The organism is Teichococcus vastitatis, from assembly GCF_003604215.1.
GTDB classification, from domain to species: domain Bacteria; phylum Pseudomonadota; class Alphaproteobacteria; order Acetobacterales; family Acetobacteraceae; genus Pseudoroseomonas; species Pseudoroseomonas vastitatis.
This window is the reverse complement of sequence record NZ_QXGS01000096.1, coordinates 1-3,943: the sequence shown is the minus strand read 5'-3', so window position 1 is coordinate 3,943 and position 3,943 is coordinate 1. Positions and strand designations below refer to the sequence as shown.

Annotated in this window: 2 protein-coding genes and 1 pseudogene; all 3 read right to left on the bottom strand. The window is 67.2% G+C overall.

The window, feature by feature from the left end; translation table 11 throughout:
• Window positions 1–300: 300 nt before the first annotated feature.
• Window positions 301–1,449: an ATP-binding protein gene (locus D2K64_RS22985; protein ID WP_202910807.1), complete on the bottom strand. Its 1,149-nt coding sequence runs from the start codon at window positions 1,447–1,449 to the stop codon at window positions 301–303.
• 124 nt (window positions 1,450–1,573) lie between these two features.
• Window positions 1,574–2,095, bottom strand: a pseudogene (locus tag D2K64_RS26380) (PAS domain-containing protein); the annotation flags it as partial.
• Between the two features lie 247 nt (window positions 2,096–2,342).
• On the bottom strand, window positions 2,343–3,464 hold the full coding sequence (locus D2K64_RS22980; RefSeq protein WP_202910806.1) for an acyl-CoA dehydrogenase family protein: 1,122 nt from the start codon (window positions 3,462–3,464) through the stop codon (window positions 2,343–2,345).
• Window positions 3,465–3,943: the final 479 nt, after the last annotated feature.

Sequence of the window (3,943 nt, the reverse complement as noted above, 5' to 3'; positions counted from 1 at the left end):
CCTCTGGCAGGAGCTCGGGCCAAACGGAGGCCTGGTTGCGAATGATGTGCTTTTGTCTGCTTGGTTCGGCGGCCAAACGCCCTCTACCTGAAGAAGACGTAGTCCTATCTGCAGCAGAGCTTAGTCGAGCTGATAATCATCCCATCCTGTGCGGCTTCGACTAGGTGCCTCACTCGTCGTTCATTGGCGGTCCGCTGCAAGGCGGCACTGTCCTCCATGGGTATGGATCGGCAGCCAAGCGCTCATCCCAGTCACGGGCGGGAAGCAGCTTTTCGGAAAGCGCGCCTCGAGAAGCAGCCGTTACCCGGCGATAAGTTTCCGGATACGACTGCCGAGCGCTTCCAGCGTGAAGGGTTTGGTCAGGACATGCATTCCCGGGCCCAGATGTCCGTGGCTGAGCACCGCGTTCTCGGCATAGCCGGTGATGAACAGCACCTTCAGATCGGGGCGAGCTACCCGGGCCGCGTCCGCCACTTGCCGTCCGTTCATGCCGCCCGGCAGACCGACGTCGGTCACCAGCAGGTCAATGCGCCGGGCTGATTGCAGGACCTTCAGGGCTGCCGGCCCGTCCAGCGCTTCAATTGCTGCGTAGCCGAGATCCTCCAGCACCTCTGAGATGAGCATCCGCACCGTGGGTTCGTCATCCACCACCAGCACCGTCTCGCCCTGCTCTGCGCGCGGCGCCTCGTCCAGGTGCGGAACCGGCTCGACGGCCTCGCCTTCCCCGAAGTGGCGGGGCAGGTACAGGCAGACCATGGTGCCCTGGCCGAGTTCGGAATAGATGCGCACCTGCCCGCCGGATTGCCGCACAAAGCCGTAGATCATGGAGAGGCCGAGGCCGGTGCCCTGCCCGATCGGTTTTGTCGTGAAGAACGGATCGAAGGCCTTCTCAATGACCTCGGGTGCCATGCCGGTGCCGGTGTCGGAGACGCAGAGCGAGACATACTGACCCGGCGGCACGTCGCGCTCGCGGGCCGCGCGCTCGTCGAGCCAGCGATTGCCGGTCTCGATGGTGATCTTGCCACCGTCCGGCATGGCGTCGCGGGCGTTGATGCAGAGGTTCAGCAGCGCGTTCTCAAGTTGCCCGGGATCCACCAGCGTTGGCCAGAGGCCGCCCGCCGTGACGACGGGCTCCACCTCGATGGCAGGGCCAACGGTGCGCCGGACCAGCTCCTCCATGCCGCGGATCAGCCGGTTGATGTCGGTGGGCTTGGGGTCCAGCGTCTGCCGCCTGGAGAAGGCGAGCAGGCGGTGGGTCAACGCGGCGGCGCGCTCGGCGGCGCCCTGCGCCGTCCTGACGTAGCGTCCGAGGTCCTGCGTACGGCCCTGCATGAGGCGGGTCTCTAGCAGCTCCAGACTGCCGATCACGCCGGTGAGCAGGTTGTTGAAGTCGTGCGCGAGGCCGCCGGTCAGCTGCCCCACCGCCTCCATCTTCTGGCTCTGGCGCATCGGTCCTGGCGCGCTTCGCCACCTCGTCGGCCACACGCTGCTCCAGAGTGCTGTTAAGCTCGATGAGCTTCGCCTCGTTTTGCTTCCGCCGGGTAATGTCGCGGGCGATCAGGGACACGCCCTCGACGACGTTGCCGCCGATGGGACCGGCGGAGACCTCCAGCGTGCGCACGGCACTGTCCTCGCCGGGGATGCGCAGCTCCTGCGGCAGCACGCTCTCCCCGCCCGCGGCCCGGGACAGCAGGGCCGACGCCACCAGCCGGTCCTCGGCCGCGATCAGGTTGACGAAGTCCTTGCCGAACACCTCGTCCCAGGTCGCCCCGAACAGGCGGGTGGCGGCGTCGTTCCAGCCAACAACGGCACCATCGCGTGTTGTGGCCACCAGCGCGTCCGGGGCATTCTGCAGGATGGCGGACAGGTAGCGCTCAGCCAGGGCGCTGCCGTTCTCGCGGTGCCCCGCGAGACCACGCGGTTCAAGGCGCGTCACCTCCGAGATCTTGGCGTTCAGCCGACTTTGGAAACTGTCGGCGGCCTGGCGCCGCTCCACATCGACACGCGCCTCCGCGACGGCGCGGCGCAGATCCGACGGGTCCGCGTCCGCGGAAAGAACCCGGGCATCCGCAACCTGGGGCGAGAAGGGCAGCATGCGGCGCATGCCCTCCAGCCGCTTCGGCATCGTCACGAAGACGATCTGCCCGGCGGGTCGCTGACGCCGGAAGGCTGCCGCCGCCGCGAGCGGGCTCGCATGGAAAGGAGACACCACCAGGATGTCCGCGTCTGATCCGGGGACCAACTCCCCGGCGACGAACCTCGGAAGTCCAGTTCAATCGCGTTCTGGCCCAGATGTCGGGTTCCGGACCCGCCAGTATCAGGACGCGCATCGTCTCTCCGGACTACAGCAGCGGGAGGCCGAGCACCGACCGGCCCAGCCAGCCCTTCAGCAGGTGGGTCGTCGGAGACATCACGTGCGCGGCCTGGGCATCCCGCATGAGACGCGCCAGCCTGCCGTTCTCCTGGTAGCCGCGGCCGCCCAGCAGCGTCATGGCCGTGTTGGTGACCGCGACCGCGGTATCGGCCACATCGACCTTGGCGGCGAACAGCGCCTGCGCTGCGTCCGGTGCGCCCTCATCGCCCGCTCTGGCGGCGTGTTGCAGCAGTCGGCGGGTACGTTCCACCTGGATCCACATCTCCGCGATCTTCTCCCCAACGACGGCGTTCCCGGCCAAGCGTTCGGAGGTGTGTTCGTGACGGTGCTGCCGCAGGTGCTCGACGGCCAGGTCGAAGGCGGCCTGGGCAATGCCGAGGTAGGTTCCCGCCATGGCCGCCAGAAAGAAGGGCGCCACCACCTCGAACACGAACCAGATCTGGTCGCCTTCGCGGCCGAGCAAATTGCCTGCGGGCACCTGAACAGCGTTGAGCGCAAGGGCACGTGAACTGTTGCCCCGCAGGCCGAGCCCGTTCCAGATCGGGCCCCATTCGAGGCCGGGGGTGTGCCGATCCACGAGCAGGCAGGTGAAGGTGCCGGGGTCCAGCTCAGCACCCGGCGCCACAGCGGATACAACGTAGGAGTCTGCGTGCTCGCCGCTGGTGACGAAGCTCTTGCTGCCCTGAATCTGGAAGCCATCCCCTTCGTGGCGGAAGGTCGCCCGAGGCAGGTAGAAATGGGCGCCGGTGCCGGGCTCGCTCAACGCCAGCGAGGTGACGTGGCGGCCCTCGGCGATGAGCCGGAGGTAGTGCTCCTCCTGGTGCGGCGTCGCCTTGGCCGCGATCACCGCCGTCGCCACGCAGTGCATGCCGAAGCACATGGCCGTCGAGCCGCACACCTTGCCGAGCGCCTCCGTGACCTGCGCCAGGGCTGTAAGTCCTTCGCCGAGGCCACCCAGCCGCTTGGGGACATGGAGTCCAAGAAGACCGCTCGATCCGAGCGCCTGCATGGCCTCGCGCGGCCAGTGGGCTTCTCGATCAACCGTTTCAGCCAGCGGCGCTGCCACACGGCGTGCCACCTCCTCAGCCATGGCGGTGAGGTTGGTCCTGAGCAGCGGCGGGGTGAAGTCAGCCATGGGTGCTTTGATACGCCGGAGCTTGGATGGCGAACCACAGGGCGCCGTGCCGCTCCTGGCAAGAAGGGCTGCCCTGAACCACTTCCCGAACGCCCGTCTGATATGAGGGGGGCCAGGAAGCCGGGCAGGCAGTCAGAGGTGCCTCGGGGATGGTGAGACCAGGGACCATCCGTTCTCCATGTCATCGAGGCCGGCCGGTGTCAAAGTTTCCCCTCCTCCGCCGAGTTCGCTGTTCACCTTGAGGCTTGCCGGGCCAGGTTCCAAAGCGACATCGAGGCTGAAGCCGTCTGATTGGAAGCCTGATCAGCAGGCTCGTGGCAGTTATCCCAGGCACGCAAGACAGCCCGAACGTGGCGTGATGGCCTGGGACACTCCCCGACCGCGCCGGCCTTGGCTGTTATGCCGTCACATGCTCATCGGTGAGGCCAGCGGGG

Bases quoted from the DNA above. Each gene is read 5' to 3' on its own strand.
- D2K64_RS22985 (WP_202910807.1), bottom strand. From the start codon at position 1,449: ATGCGCCAGAGCCAGAAGATGGAGGCGGTGGGGCAGCTGACCGGCGGC.
- D2K64_RS22980 (WP_202910806.1), bottom strand. From the start codon at position 3,464: ATGGCTGAGGAGGTGGCACGCCGTGTGGCAGCGCCGCTGGCTGAAACG.